Origin of the sequence: Arthrobacter ulcerisalmonis (genome assembly GCF_900609065.1) — a bacterium.
Classification (GTDB): Bacteria; Actinomycetota; Actinomycetes; order Actinomycetales; family Micrococcaceae; genus Arthrobacter; species Arthrobacter ulcerisalmonis.
The window spans coordinates 1-14273 of sequence record NZ_UXAU01000043.1 but is presented as its reverse complement, the minus strand read 5'-3'; the positions used below and the strand labels follow the sequence as shown (position 1 = coordinate 14273).

The window sequence follows — 14273 nt, the reverse complement described above, 5'->3', positions numbered from 1 at the left end:
CTGCACCACAGACAACGAACTACGCGAACACATAAAACTGCTCCCCTCACATCGGAACTGAAAATTTCTCAGTCCAACATTTGGGGAGCAGTTCATTTCGCAACCGCCCGTCCAACGCTCCCGGAGATCTTGCGACTTCCCACCCCACCCTCCCGGAGATTGTCAGGGGCGGGGCGAATGGAGCGCTGACTTTTGGGGCCCACGGTCGATGACGCGTAAACCGACGACATTTCGGGGCCTCGCAGAATCTGTGGAACGGCGGCGCAGGTACTTGCCGCAAAAGCCCCGGGAGGGTTCAGTAACTGGGAAACCGACCCACTACGGCGTACTCTCGACCAATTCCTCACTGACATTGGCCGGCGATACCGAGTATTGGCTCGCGAGCTCGCGAACCACAGCTTGAAGTTCCTGGCGGAGCACCTCTGGATCAATGGACGCCGCAGCCAAAACAGATCGTTCCATTTCCACGGCCGCCAGGACAGCCTCTTCGCCGCGCTGGGTCAGGGAAACGACGTGGCTGCGTCGGTCAAGGGTGCTGCGGACGCGGGCAATGTGACCGTGCACTTCGAGCCGGCTCAGCGTCTTGCCCATCGTCTGGGCCTGAACACGAACGTACTGTGCCAATTGCGCTTGCGTCATGGGGCCTTGAGCGGCCAACACTTCGATGGCGATGACTCCTGCGTGGGTCAACCCGATTGCGGCCAGTTTTTCATTCCACGAGTGTTCAACAAGGCGCGCAGCAGTGGACAAGAGGCGCCCTGTGGGCCAGTGATCCATATCAGGCATGAGGTAAGTATAGCTAGATACGGAATACCCCCACTCTGCTCATCCTATTAAGATGATGTGTTCTATCCGCAAAAAGGAGATCAACAATGGCTGACAAATTGACTGCAGGCGACGCCGCGCCTGAGTTCACCCTTCAGGACTCCACCGGCACTGACGTGACGCTGCCGCGACACCCGGACCGTAACACGATCGTTTATTTCTATCCGGCTGCCGCAACTCCGGGTTGCACCAAGGAAGCCTGTGATTTCCGCGACAGTCTGGCATCACTCCAAGGAGCTGGCTACGACGTGCTGGGGATTTCGCCGGACCCGGTGGCAAAGCTCGCCAGCTTCGTCGAGAAGGAAGGCCTGACTTTCCCGCTGCTTTCCGACCCCGATCATTCCGTCGCCGAGGCCTACGGTGCCTGGGGGGAGAAGAAGAACTATGGCAAAACGTACGAGGGCCTGATCCGCTCAACCGTCGTGGTTGATTCCGACGGCAAGGTCGTGGTTGCGCAGTACAACGTTCGCGCTACCGGTCACGTTGCGAAGCTGCGCCGGGACCTGAAACTCGCCGACTGACCGTACCCCAGCGGTCTGATTTTGGACTTTGGCGAGGTTACACTGGATGGTGGCATCCGCCGTCGGACGTTTTAGCCCAAGGGTCAAGAAGGAATTACGACGGCGGCCCAGCGCGAGTGGTGAAATTGGCAGACACGCAGGATTTAGGTTCCTGTGCCTTCGGGCGTGGGGGTTCAAGTCCCCCCTTGCGCACAACGGAAACCCCCGGTTCTCGAACCGGGGGTTTCGTGCTGTCTGGGGTGGTGCACGATCAGTTCTCCGGGAGGGTTACGCAAAATAGCGCCGTATCTCCGGGAAGGTGGGCCGGATAGCCGTCAAAAGTCCGGGAGCGTTCCAGCCCAACCATCACGTGCCGATTTAGCCCGAACCAGAATCCACTCCTGACCTGCTGATCCTTTATTCCCAGTCCGCTGAAAAGTTTTTTGGATTCCACCCATCCACCTCCGGGCACCGGCCGAATACACATTGAGACACCAGCCGAGAGGCAAGTGCTTACCGGCCAAATAAACCCGCTGGAGCTACTCGACCAGCACCAACGGGAACCCGCAAGAATCCAAGGAGAAACCAAAATGCTGACTATCAAGCGCACCACTTTCACCGTCGCAGGCGTTGCAGCTGCAGCTCTGCTCAGCCTGACCGCTTGCGGTGGCACGTCCACCCCGGCAGCCACGTCCGCACCGGCCGCAGCCTCACCGTCCGCGTCCTCCTCCATGGCAGCCTCCCCGTCCGCTTCGGCTGGCATGATGGACCCGGCCGCTAACCTGGTTGGCCCCGGCTGTGCAGGCTACGCCGAGCAGGTTCCCTCGGGCGCCGGTTCGGTTGCTGGCATGGCTCTGGACCCGGTTGCTGTTGCAGCATCCAACAACCCGATCCTCACCACGCTCACCGCAGCTGTCTCCGGCAAGCTGAACCCGAAGGTCAACCTGGTGGACACCCTCAACGGTGGCCAGTTCACGGTCTTCGCACCGGTGGATGACGCTTTCGCCAAGATCGACGCCGCCACCATCGAAACCTTGAAGACGGACGATGCTCTCCTGAGCAAGATCCTCACCTACCACGTTGTCCCCGGCCAGATCACCCCGGACAAGATCGCTGGCACCCACACCACCGTTGAAGGTGGAACCGTGACCGTAGCCGGCAGCGGCGACAACCTCACCGTTGACGGCGCCAAGGTCATCTGCGGTGGCGTCCAGACCAAGAACGCCACGGTCTACCTGATCGATTCGGTGCTCATGCCCAAGTAAGTCCCTGAGGACTTACCGCACTGCGAGAGAATCGCAGCGCGAACCAAGCCGGGTCCACCCCCACGGTGGGCCCGGCTTTTCGCTGCCCACCTGCAAACGACCGCAGCCAGCTACAGGCGGCAGCCGAGCTCTCTTGCCAGCAAAGAGCCAGCTCAGTCCATTAGAATGGGCAGCGGCCCGCAGGGAGCGGGACCGGTCAATCCAGAGGTGATTCACGAGTGCCCAGCAGTCCTTCACGGCGGACAGTGATCTTCAGCGGCGCCGTCCTTTTGGCCTTGGGTGCAACCGGGTGCACCGGCTCGCCGTCGCCCTCGCCGTCATCGGGCTCCCCGAGTCCCACCGGTGCCACAGGCCCCACTGCCACCTTCAATTTCGGCACTGCCGCCCAGCCGCTCGGACTTGACCCGGCACTATCCAGCGACGTTGAGTCCCAGCGGATCACGCGGCAAATCCTGGAGGGGCTGGTGGGCGTAGATCAGACCACAGGAAGTCCCACTCCCCTGCTGGCCACCGAATGGACGGAATCCAACGAGGGCCGCACCTACACCTTCAAGCTCCGCACCGACGTCACCTTCCACGACGGCACACCCTTCAACGCCGACGCCGTCTGCGCCAACTTCAACCGTTGGTTCGCCTTCACACCGGCACTCCTGCAACGGGCTCCAGGCAGTTCCTTCAAAGGTGTTTTTCGAGCGCATTCTGACGAAGCCGACCTGTCAATCTTCAAGAGTTGCACTGCCGTGGCGGCAGACACCGTACAAATTGACCTGACCCAACGCTTCACGGCCTTCCTCCAGGCCCTTACGCTGCCAGCCTTCGCGATGGCCTCGCCCGCAGCCCTGAGCGCCAACACGGCAAACGAGCTCACCCAGACCAAGAGTGGCCAGCCCATCTCAGCTTTCGGGCTCAACCCCGTGGGTACTGGGCCCTACCGGCTGGGAACGTGGGATGCCACCAGCGTGACGCTGTCCAGCTATCCGGGCTACTGGGGCGACCGAGGCCAGATCGCCACCATCAATTTCATCTCCTACGACCACCCGCAGACACGGCTCCAGGCCCTGCTGGACGGCAAGATCGACGGTTACGACGCCGTCACTGTGGGCAACTTCGACCAGTTGGTCAAGCGCGGCGAACAGATCGTCCAGCGCGATCCGTTCTCCGTCATGTACGTGGGGCTCAACCAGGAGATTCCCATCCTGCAGAACCTCAAGGTGCGCCAGGCGATTGAAATGGCCATTGATAAGGAAACCCTGATCCGCAGGTTCTTCATCGACAACACCACCAAAGCCACCCAGTTTGTGCCGCCAAAAATTAGCGGTTTCAACAACGCTGCGCCGGAGCTTGGCTATGACGTCAGCAAAGCCAAGCAGTATCTGAAGGACGCTGGCTACGCGGGCGAGGAACTGAAGTTCTACTATCCGCTCAACGTCACCAGGCCCTACCTTCCCACGCCAGAAAAGGTGTACGCCGAGATCAGCCGGCAGCTCACGGCAGCTGGCTTCAACATCAAGCCCGTCCCAGTCGAATGGACTGACGGCTACCTTCAGAAAGTGCAATCACCGGGGGACCATGCCTTGCATCTCCTCGGCTGGAACGGCTCGTACTCGGACGCCGACAACTTTGTGGGCACCCTCTTTGGGGAAAAGAACGGCGAGTTCGGCTACCAGGACCCGCAGGTCTTCTCAAAAATCAATCGTGCCCGGAGTATGCCTGCCGGCGCCGATCGTGATGAGCAATACCGGACCATCAACAACCAGATTGCTGCAACGGTTCCAGCGGTTCCCATCGCCTTCCCCATCTCGGCACTCGCTCTCACCGATCGCGTGCTGAAATATCCGGCGTCGCCAGTCTTGAATGAAGTTTTCACCAAAGTGCAATTAAAGCCTTGACGGGCAGCTCCAATTTCAGTATGCGTGCCGCCCGGGGATATTCTTGGACAGCCAGAGCCGCTGCAATCGGAGACTGATCGTGACCTTCATTTCGAAAACCCCTCATGCCGACGTCGTCCTGATTGGCGGAGGCATCATGAGCGCCACGTTGGGCGCATTCATCAAGCAACTTGAACCGTCCTGGACCGTTTCGCTCTTCGAGCGCCTGGACCAGCCGGGGCTGGAAAGCTCCGATCCGTGGAACAACGCCGGCACGGGCCACGCCGCCCTCTGCGAACTGAACTACTCCCCCGCAGCCAAGGACGGTTCGGTGAGCCCGGCAAAGGCGCTGGTCATCAACGAACAGTTCCAATTGTCCCGCCAGTTCTGGTCCCACCTGGTTGATCAGAAGCTGATCGGCTCGCCCAAGGGCTTCATCAACACCGTTCCGCACATGAGCTTTGTCATCGGCGACAACCATGCAGACTTCCTCAAGACCCGGTACGAAGCGCTCAAGGGCCACACGTTGTTCCGCAGCATGGAGTACTCCGAAGACCACGCGCAGATCGCCAAGTGGGCACCGTTGATCGTCAAGGGCCGCGATCCGAAGCAGCGCGTCGCCGCCACCCGCGCGGCCGAGGGAACCGACGTCGACTTCGGTGCGCTGACCCGCGAGCTGACCACCTACCTGGCAAACAACGGCGTGGAGGTCAATTACGGCCACTCGGTCAGCGGAATTTCCAAGGCGTCGGACGGCGGCTGGGACCTTTCGCTGAAACACCCTAGTTCCGGAGAGCACAGTAAGATCCACGCCAAGTTCGTCTTTGTGGGCGCCGGCGGCGGCGCCCTGCACCTCCTGCAGGCTTCCGGGATTCCGGAAAGCAAGGGCTATGGCGGATTCCCCGTCTCCGGCCAGTTCTTCCGCTGCACCGACGAGACCATTGCGGACCAGCACAGCGCCAAGGTCTACGGCCAGGCCTCCGTTGGAGCCCCGCCCATGTCCGTCCCGCACCTGGACACCCGCTACGTCAACGGCAAGCGTTCGTTGCTCTTTGGCCCTTACGCTGGCTTCTCCACCAACTTCCTGAAGACCGGTTCCTACCTGGACCTCCCCTTGTCCATCCGACCTAGCAACATCATTCCGATGCTTGCCGTCGCCAAGGACAACATGGACCTCACCGCGTACTTGGTCAAGGAAGTGGCGAAGCGTCACGGCGACAAGGTCGAAGCGCTCCGTGAGTACTACCCAGAGGCCAAGGACGGCGACTGGGAGCTCATCACTGCTGGCCAGCGCGTCCAGATCATCAAGAAGGACCCCCAGAAAGGTGGCATCCTGCAGTTCGGCACCGAAGTCATTGCCGGCCGGGATGGCACCATCGGCGCCCTTCTCGGCGCCTCTCCCGGCGCTTCCACCGCTGTGCCCATCATGATCGAGCTGCTGCAGAAGTCATTCCCCAAGAACTTCAAGGGCTGGCAGGGCAAGCTCAAGGAGATGATGCCCGGCTACGGCGTCAAGCTCGACGAAAACCCGGAACTGGCTGCTGAGCTGGAACGCTCGACGGCGGCATCGTTGCAGTTGGAGAGCGTTCCCGCCGCGATTTGACGGCTCGTTTGATCCGCTAGGAGGTGCGCCGCCAACACCGTAAGGTCTATAGGAGTTGCTCAACTTCATAGGAGACCTCGCGATGTTTCGGCTGGCGCACCTTTCACTGGCTAACAGGGCCCTGATTGCCCTGATCACCATCTTTGCCTCAGTTTTCGGTGTTCTCACCATGACCACACTGAAGCAGGAGCTCATCCCGTCGATCGAGTTTCCGCAGATCACGGTGCTGACGGCAATGCCTGGTGCGTCACCCGAGGTGGTGGACAAGCAGGTCAGCGGGCCGTTGGAAACAGCGCTCAACGGCGTTGAGGGGCTGGAATCCACGTCCTCCACCTCCCGCAACGGCGTCTCCCAGATCAGCCTGGTTTTCACCTACGGCTCCAACCTTGACCGGGCGCGCAACCAGATTGACCGGGCCATCTCCAACGCCAAGCGTTCCCTGCCGGACAATGTCCAGCCGCAGGCCATTGCTGGCAGCATCAGCGACTTCCCGATCGTGTTCCTGGCCGTTTCGTCCGACAAGTCCCTCAGCGAACTCAACGCAGACCTGCTCCGGCTCAGCGTTCCGCGGCTGCAGAAGATCGACGGCGTCCGCGGCGCCGACGTCACGGGCGGCGCCACCTCGCACATCAAAATCCTGCCCCGCCCCGAGGCCATGGCGGCAGCGGGAATCAGCGTCACTGCCATCAGGGACGCCCTGTCCAATAACGGCGCGTTGGTGCCGGTGGGAACGGTGCAGGAACAGGGCAAAACGCTCTCGCTGCAGATTGGCAGTCCAGTGGACTCCCTGGACGCCATCAAGGCGCTTCCGCTCTCCGGAGCCAAGGACGGCGCCACCATCGGCACCGTGTCCGATGTGTCCCTCAAGGACGACGAACGGACCTCCATCACCCGGACGAACGGGGCGGAAACACTGGCTGTCTCGGTCACCAAGAAACCGGAAGGTGACACGGTGGCCATCTCCCACGCAGTCCGTGACTCCCTGGCCGACCTGGAGACCGAGCTGGGGTCGAACGCCAAATTTACTCCCGTATTTGACCAGGCTCCGTTCATTGAAAAGTCCATCAAGGACCTCACCACGGAGGGCCTCTTGGGGCTGGGCTTTGCGGTCGCTGTGATCCTGGTGTTCCTGATGTCAGCCAGATCCACCCTGGTGACCGCGGTGTCCATTCCGTTGTCCCTGCTCATCACGTTCATTGGGCTGTCAGCGACCGGATACTCGCTGAACATCCTGACCCTGGGTGCGTTGACCATCGCGATTGGCCGGGTGGTGGATGACTCGATCGTGGTCATCGAAAACATCAAACGGCACCTCAGCTACGGCGAGGACAAGGTCACAGCAATCCTGACGGCCATCCGCGAAGTTGCTGGCGCTATCACTGCGTCGACGCTGACCACGGTGGCTGTCTTCCTGCCGATTGCATTCGTGGGTGAGCTCGCCGGGGAATTGTTCCGTCCCTTCGCGTTGACGGTGACCATGGCGCTGCTGGCGTCCCTCCTCGTCTCGCTGACGATCGTCCCGGTGTTGGCGTACTGGTTCCTGAAAACGCCTGGCCAAACTGCGGGTCATGCCATGGATCCAGCAGCGACACGGGCGTTCGCGCTCGAAGCCCGTGCCAAGGCCCAAGAGTCAGAGCAACGCAGCAAACTTCAGCGGGGCTACCTGCCCATCCTGACAAAGACACAGAAGCACCCTGTCATTACCTTGGTGGCCGCGGCCCTGATCCTGGGCGCCACCGGAGCGATGACCCCCTTGCTGGCCACCAACCTGTTGGGTAACTCCGGGCAAAACAGCCTCACTGTCCGGCAGGAACTTCCGGCCGGAACGTCCCTGGCAGACACCAGCGCCGCCGCCATCAAATTGGAGGAGGTCCTCCGCGGGATCGACGGCGTCAAGGACGTTCAGGTGACCTCAGGCAACGCGACAGCTGGCTTTGCCGCATTGACATCCAGCGGATCCTCCAACTCCACCTTCACCGTGGTCACCGACGAGAAGGCCAACCAAGAGCAGTTGCAGGACACCGTACGCACGCAGCTGACGCAGGTGCCCGACGCCGGCAAGGTCTCGGTCGGCACGCAGCAGGGCGGCTTTGGCACCTCCTCCACCGTGGACATCACCCTCAAGGCAGCAACTACCGCCGACCTGCAAACGGCGAGTGACGCCGTCGTCAACGCCATGACTGGGCTCCCCGGTACCAGCGAGGTGGCTACCAACCTGGCAGCAAGCCAGCCCGTCGTGCAGGTTCGAGTGGACCGCGCCAAGACGGTGGCGGCCGGCCTAAATGAGGAACAGGTGGCCGGGGTCTTGGCTGCCACCATCAGCCCGTTGCCTGCTGGGGATGTCCGGATTGACACCAATGATTACCCAGTCAGGATCGGCCAGGGCACCAAGTTCACCAGCATCGAGGACGTTCGAAAGATTCCGCTGCCCGCAGGAAGTGGGTCCGTGACGCTGGGCAGCGTGGCCACTGTTGAACAGGTTCAGGTACCGGTGTCCATCACCGCCAGCAACGGCCAGCGCACGGCCCGGGTGTCCATCACGCCGTCGGGATCCAATCTGGGCGCCGTCAGCACTGACGTCCAGGCCCGACTGGCAGGGGTGCAGCTACCCGCAGGGGTCACCGCTGATATCGGTGGGGCCACCACGCAGCAGGCGGACTCGTTCCGGCAGCTGGGCCTTGCCCTGCTTGCGGCGATCGCCATTGTCTACGTGATCATGGTGGCGACGTTCAAGTCCCTGATCCAGCCACTCATCCTGCTGGTTTCGGTGCCGTTCGCAGCGACCGGTGCGGTGGCATTGCTGCTCATCACCGGGGTGCCGCTGGGCCTGCCGTCCCTGATTGGCATGCTGATGTTGGTGGGCATTGTGGTCACCAACGCGATCGTGCTGATCGACCTCATTAATCAATACCGGCAGCCCAGCAAGGGCCAGCCCGGGATGAATGTTGCCGACGCCATCACGCACGGTGCGCGGCAACGCCTCCGGCCCATCCTCATGACGGCGTTGGCGACCGTGTTTGCGCTGACGCCGATGGCGATGGGGCTCACCGGTGGCGGTGGCTTCATTTCCCAGCCGCTTGCTGTGGTGGTCATCGGTGGCCTGGTTTCGTCCACGGCACTGACCTTGATTCTGGTTCCGGTGCTGTATCGACTGGTGGAAGGTCGCCGCGAGAAGAAGGCGCTACTCAAGGACCTGCACGTGCGGCCCCACTATCAGCCAGGGTCCGGGGCCCCCGATGGTTCCGATTCCGCCACTTCAGCCGGACTCCAGGATTGGACCACCGGGATGGTGCCTAAGGTTACCGGCCGCCGGGCGGCACCTGGCGCGGCCGAGTAAGCCGCCGCGCTGGATCAGTCGCCCGGGGGGCTTGTGGCGACCGGCCGCCGTCGGGCGCCTCCGTTGCGGAATATCTGGGGTCCGGTTGCGTTGTACACGTCGATAGATGCAAATGCATCTAGATTGAGGTACAGTGGAGCTAAGCCCAGCCCCGCGAGGAGAGGAACGTAGAATCATGCAAATCGGTGTATTCAGCGTCAGCGACATTACCCAGGACCCCACCACGGGCCACACGCCGTCGGAGAACGAACGCATCAAGGCGGCCGTGGCCATCGCCAAGAAGGTCGAAGAGATCGGGATGGATGTCTATGCCATCGGCGAGCACCACAACCGGCCCTTCTTCTCCTCCTCGCCCACCACACTTCTGGCCAATATTGCCGCGCAGACGGAGCGCATCACACTGTCAACGGCCACCACGCTGATCACCACGAACGATCCGGTCAAGATCGCCGAAGACTTCGCCATGCTGCAGCACCTCGCCGATGGCCGCGTTGACCTTGTCTTGGGCCGTGGCAACACCGCTCCCGTGTACCCCTGGTTTGGCAAGAACATCCAGGACGGCGTGGAACTGGCCATCGAGAACTACAGCTTGCTGCGGCAGCTTTGGGACAATGACACCGTCAATTGGTCCGGTAAGTTCCGCACGCCGCTGCAGAATTTCACCTCCACCCCGCGCCCGCTCGACGGCGTTGCCCCCTTTGTGTGGCACGGCTCCATCCGCACGCCGCAGATCGCCGAGGTCGCCGCGTACTTCGGTGACGGATTCTTCGCGAACAACATCTTCTGGCCCAAGGAGCACTACCAGCAGCTGATCGGCCTCTACCGCGAACGCTACGAGCACTACGGCCACGGGGCATCTGACCAGGCGATCGTTGGCCTCGGCGGTCAGTTCTTCATGCGGAAGAACTCCCAAGATGCAGTCAAGGAATTCCGTCCGTACTTCGACAATGCACCCGTCTACGGTCATGGCCCGTCTCTGGAGGACTTCACCTCACAGACCCCTCTGACGGTGGGCAGCCCGCAGGAAGTCATCGAAAAGACCCTCAGCTTCCGTGAGTTCTTCGGCGACTACCAACGCCAACTGTTCCTGATCGACCACGCCGGTCTGCCGCTCAAGACCGTGCTGGAGCAACTGGACCTGTTTGGCGAGGAAGTCCTGCCGGTGCTGCGCAAGGAGTACGCGGCCAAAACACCCGCCCACATTCCGGAACCGCCCACCCACGCCAACCGCGTGGCAGCGCTCCTGGCCAAGGAAGCAGCAGCTGCAGGCGCCTCGGTAGGCGCCGGGGCTTCTGTAACCGCTGAGTCTTCTGTAACAGTGGGCGCGTAATGGCCAGCGGAAAGCCGGACTCACCGGTCCGCCTCGCTGCGGAAACCTGGGAGTCACTGTTCCGGGCCCAGGTGGCCGTGATGCGGAAACTACAAAAGGGTCCGGCCTTCCGCCAGCTTGCCTCAAACGAATACGACGTCCTCTTTACCCTTTCCCGTTGCCCGTCCGGGTGGCTGCGGCTGAACGAGCTCAACGACAACGTGCTGCTGAGCCAGTCGAGCCTTAGCCGGCTGGTGGAGCGGCTCGAGAAGCGCGGACTGGTGGCGCGGATGCAGGCACCGGAGGACGGTCGAGGGGTGTTGTTGCAGCTGACCACAGAGGGCAGGGAGCTGCAAAAGGAGATCGGTCGAGGGCACATCCGCGACATCGCTGCCCTCGTAACTCCTGCCCTCACCGCTGACGAGCAAAAAGAGCTGCTGCGATTGACGGAGAAGCTCCGCGGCGCGCTGGGTTCGCTCCCGCAGCGGTAGCTGACCGGTAGTCGCCTTCCCCCGGCTTCGTCGGGTCTTAGGGCGGCCCGGCTGTGGGTCGCGTCACCCGTCGCTGTTCGGATCACTTAGCCAGCCGCCGTCGCGCACCCCAGCCCAGCCAGCCGCCGTCGCGCGGTTCAGCCGTGTTAGCCGCCGTCGCGCACCTCAGCCGAGCGTGACGAGTTGCGCCGGGTCCTCATGTGGAAGCACCCCGGACACAACGGCGGAGACTTCGAGCCGGTTCAGCACCAAGCTTCCACCGACGGTGGAGAGGAACGCCGTGTCGGACGAATCCCGACCGGCGGTGATCCGCAGCATGGACTCGCGTGGTGCCAGTCCCGTGGGATCAATGACGTGCCAGGCGCCGGCCACAAATGCCTCGGCTACGGCGTGAAAATCCATGGGGCTCAGACCGGGCGCGTACACGGCAGCTAGTCGCGCCGGAATGTCTTTGGCGCGTAGCAACGCGATGGCAACATGCGCAAAGTCTCGGCAAACACCCCGCCGACTCAGGAGGGTCTCCACAGCCCCATCGGTCCCGCGGGACGATCCGCTCAGGTAGCGCAGCTCACCATGCACCCAGTTCCGCACGGCGCCAACGAGCTCTACGTCCTGAAGTTGGGCGAACTCGGCGTAGGCGGTGGGAAGCAGTCGGTCAGACTCTGCGTATCGGCTGGGCCGTACGTAGCGGATGCGCTCCGCCAGCCCGGACTCCTCGGGCTCGGCCCTGCCCTTCACGATGGCCCGGTAGTGGACAGTCACGTCAGTGGGGTGCTCAAATTCCATGTACTGAATCCGGCCGCCGTGGTGGTCAGCCAGCTCCGTGAACGGCACCGGCTGCCCGGCTGCGGTGACGAACAGCGTCTCGTCGAGGCTGCTGAAGCCGCTATTGCGCGCCACGGCGATGGCCATGGCCACCTTGGTGTTTGCTGCGGTCCTAAAGGCCAGGTGGGCGGAAACGGTACGATCCATGTCTCTTTCCGGGGGTAGCGGGAGGATAAATGTCCCTAGGCCCGGCGAGTTCGCGGCGGGACTAGTTTGTGACCTTCAGAGACATTAGCATCCGTTGGACGATGGCAAATTCAGAGCCCTGGTCAACATACGTAGCCGCCTGCGACAGCGTATCGAAGGCCTTTGCCGGAGCCACCTTCTCATCCGTGGCGAAGGCACGCAGCACAGGAATATCTCCGAACGAGTAGTCGCCAATCGATGCTGGCCCGCGCACCGTATTCCGCAGTTCGCATGCCTGGTTCTCGGCCCCTCCCACCACGTTGGTGATGCCGTATGAGCCGAAGTATCGGTAGCCTTGGATGACGCGGAAGACGACGCGCGGTGCGAAAACCCCGTCACCCGTGGCCGTGGGTAGATCCACGGGGACGCTGCTGATCACCGTGTAAGTTTTGCGGGACGCTTCCGGACAGTCGGCAGCTGACGACGGCGGCAGTCCCGTCTTCAGGGCAGCCACGAAGGTACCGTCGGGCTTCTTCACCTCGACAGCGATGGCACCGGGAAGCGTCCCTTCCGCGACAGGGACCGACTGAGCTATCCAGTCCTGAGGGAGATCAAAGCTGACCCTCTTGGCCGAATCCGTGTAGTTTTTCCAGACGGCTGCAGTGGCGACGCGAGTGGTTGTCGCGTCTGTGCTGGGACTGACGCTGGCGTTGTCCGGGGAATTGCTGGTGCCCGCAGATTGTGAGGGCGTTGGGCTTGTGGCGCCGGAAGCGCCTGGGTCAGCCGTCCACGCCGGCCCCTTGGTGGCTGGGGTGGAGCACCCCGCAACCGTCAAGGCCGTAGCGACCACCAACGCCAGAGTCGTCGTCACTTTTGCCGCCGCGCGCATCATGGTGTCAGCCTAAGTCACGCTTCAGGATCAGCCCGTTTACACGCCGAAACGATTGGCGCGGTGGGCGTCAATTACGGTGCTGAGATCCCCCCTACTGCCGTCACCCGACTGGGCTGTGCTGCTGGCCGCGGTTACGAACGAGACCAGGCTGGCCGCGCCGAACTGCGCCAAGCCACGCTCTACGGTCCGGGTCAGTCGGGTCAGTCGAGTCAGTCGGGTCGTTCCGTGCGGGCCAGCCCGGTCCTGCCGTGTGAGTTGAACTGAGCCATGCGGGCAGAGCCGAACTGAGCCGATCAGCAACGACCTGGCTTGATGCAGTTCCTTGCATAGGCTGCCGCCTGGCTGTTGTTGGGTCAGTGTTCTGCTGCGAGGTAGTCGGTGAGGGCGAGTTCGAGGGGGCTGGGGCGTTTGCTGGCGAGCTTTTTGGCTCGTTTTCTGGCCTGTTTCAGGTCTCGAGATTGACTCTTCCGAGCCGGGGGTGACGACAGCTGCTGGCCAGGCAAAGAAGCTGGCCGGTGCAGGTCTTCCAGTGAGGACACAACCATTCGTCGCTCGGACGTGGCGGGCACGATCCACGACACTGTCCCTGGAACCTGCTCCGAAACTGAAACGCGAATCATTTCGACCATCGGGTCTACGGAGACCAATGCCGGTAGCGCTTGTGGTTCCTGTACGCCTGCGGGCTCGAGCGTAAGCTCCGGGTCCTGAGCTGCTGCGGCTGGCGGCAGCTCAGATTCCAACCCCGCTGCCAAATCTGACTCCAACTCTGGTTCCAATGCCCACGATGGCTCAGGCGGCAGCTCGAGTAACCCTGCCCGGTCAAGTGCCAACTTTGATTCCAGCACCCATGCGGGCTCAGGCGGCAGCTCTGGTTCCAGCATCCTTGCCAGGTCAGGCGGCAGCTCTGATTCCAGCTGTGGTTCTGGTGCCAACCCAGCACTGAGCTCACCAGTGGATTCGGCACTGAGCACACCACCCCCATCGCCTGTCTGGGTGAGGGGATCTGGTGGGAGGTGGGTGGGTTCCCGTTCGGGTGGTTCTGCTGGGTAGTACCTCCCACTCGGGGACGTCCACCCCGGTGAGCTGTCTTGTGTCGCCCCGGTGGGGGTCCAGGTCGATTGGTGCTTCAACCAGTGATGCTTCGGGCAGACCTGTCCCAGATTACGGACCCCGGTCCCGCCGCCGTCAGCCCACGCGGTCAAGTGATCATTCTCGTTATCCAGACACTGATT

11 protein-coding genes and 1 tRNA gene are annotated in these 14273 nt (G+C 62.3%); 9 read left to right on the top strand and 3 right to left on the bottom strand.

Annotation, left to right across the window (positions count from 1 at the left end; translation table 11 throughout):
• Positions 1-318: 318 nt before the first annotated feature.
• A complete protein-coding gene (locus PSET11_RS16045; protein WP_124093335.1) occupies positions 319-777 on the bottom strand; it encodes a MarR family winged helix-turn-helix transcriptional regulator in 459 nt (152 codons plus the stop codon).
• Between the two features lie 95 nt (positions 778-872).
• On the opposite strand from PSET11_RS16045, the gene bcp reads away from it, so the two are divergent.
• The 8 genes from bcp to PSET11_RS16005 all read left to right on the top strand — a co-directional run bounded on the left by bcp (position 873) and on the right by PSET11_RS16005 (position 11198).
• Entirely contained in the window at positions 873-1346 is a 474-nt protein-coding gene (gene bcp, locus PSET11_RS16040; RefSeq protein WP_124093332.1) for a thioredoxin-dependent thiol peroxidase, read from the top strand.
• Positions 1347-1456: 110 nt separating this feature from the next.
• Positions 1457-1538, top strand: a tRNA-Leu gene (locus PSET11_RS16035).
• Between the two features lie 377 nt (positions 1539-1915).
• Positions 1916-2590: a fasciclin domain-containing protein gene (locus tag PSET11_RS16030; RefSeq protein ID WP_124093331.1), complete on the top strand. Its 675-nt coding sequence runs from the start codon at positions 1916-1918 to the stop codon at positions 2588-2590.
• A 218-nt stretch (positions 2591-2808) separates the two neighbouring features.
• Positions 2809-4479, top strand: a complete 1671-nt coding sequence (locus tag PSET11_RS16025; protein ID WP_203416004.1) for an ABC transporter substrate-binding protein — start codon at positions 2809-2811, stop codon at positions 4477-4479.
• Between the two features lie 79 nt (positions 4480-4558).
• Positions 4559-6061 carry a malate:quinone oxidoreductase gene (locus tag PSET11_RS16020; protein ID WP_124093330.1) on the top strand — a complete coding sequence of 501 codons (1503 nt, stop codon included), beginning with the start codon at positions 4559-4561 and terminating at the stop codon, positions 6059-6061.
• Positions 6062-6143: 82 nt separating this feature from the next.
• A complete protein-coding gene (locus PSET11_RS16015; protein ID WP_124093329.1) occupies positions 6144-9398 on the top strand; it encodes an efflux RND transporter permease subunit in 3255 nt (1084 codons plus the stop codon).
• A gap of 175 nt (positions 9399-9573) precedes the next feature.
• Positions 9574-10728 carry an LLM class flavin-dependent oxidoreductase gene (locus tag PSET11_RS16010; protein ID WP_124093328.1) on the top strand — a complete coding sequence of 385 codons (1155 nt, stop codon included), beginning with the start codon at positions 9574-9576 and terminating at the stop codon, positions 10726-10728.
• Entirely contained in the window at positions 10728-11198 is a 471-nt protein-coding gene (locus tag PSET11_RS16005) for a MarR family winged helix-turn-helix transcriptional regulator (RefSeq protein ID WP_124093327.1), read from the top strand. Before PSET11_RS16010 ends, PSET11_RS16005 begins: the two co-directional genes overlap by 1 nt.
• Before the next feature lie 165 nt (positions 11199-11363).
• Here the strand turns inward: PSET11_RS16005 and PSET11_RS16000 are convergent, their stop codons facing one another.
• Positions 11364-12170 (bottom strand): transglutaminase-like domain-containing protein, encoded by an 807-nt coding sequence (locus tag PSET11_RS16000; RefSeq protein ID WP_124093326.1) that lies wholly within the window; start codon positions 12168-12170, stop codon positions 11364-11366.
• A gap of 61 nt (positions 12171-12231) precedes the next feature.
• Complete coding sequence (locus PSET11_RS17100; RefSeq protein ID WP_345788832.1) at positions 12232-12687, bottom strand: hypothetical protein; 456 nt, start codon at positions 12685-12687, stop codon at positions 12232-12234.
• A gap of 136 nt (positions 12688-12823) precedes the next feature.
• Here PSET11_RS17100 and PSET11_RS17095 point away from each other — a divergent pair, with 136 nt between their 5' ends.
• Positions 12824-13054 (top strand): hypothetical protein, encoded by a 231-nt coding sequence (locus tag PSET11_RS17095; protein ID WP_345788831.1) that lies wholly within the window; start codon positions 12824-12826, stop codon positions 13052-13054.
• The last annotated feature ends 1219 nt before the right edge of the window (positions 13055-14273 follow it).